Source organism: Erythrobacter sp. SN021 (genome assembly GCF_021864455.1).
In genome coordinates this window covers 1-280 of the sequence record NZ_JAKKUW010000256.1, presented here as the reverse complement: position 1 = coordinate 280, position 280 = coordinate 1, and the positions used below count along the sequence as shown (strand labels likewise).

Genomic DNA, 280 nt, shown 5'->3' with positions numbered 1-280 from the left:
CAGTCATCGAAAACGCATGAGCGCGCCACGCCGACACAGGGCGCGATCCGTTTGACCATACGCCGCATTCTCGGCATCGATCCGGGCCTTCGCGTCACCGGGTTCGGCGTCATCATCGCTTCCGGGGGCAAGCTGCAATACGTGGCGAGCGGCTGCATCCGCAATGCCCGGGGCGAATTGCCCGAGCGGCTGGAGCTGATCCTGCGCGACCTGGCAAGCGTCATCGTCGCCCACCAACCGAGCGAGGTCGCAGTCGAGAAGGTTTTCGTAAGCGTCAACC

The 280-nt window shown here is 64.3% G+C and carries 1 protein-coding gene; it reads left to right on the top strand.

Annotated features, from left to right (window positions below; genetic code table 11):
- Window positions 1–280: crossover junction endodeoxyribonuclease RuvC (locus L5849_RS15805; protein ID WP_236926317.1), on the top strand; the 280-nt coding region annotated here is incomplete at both ends.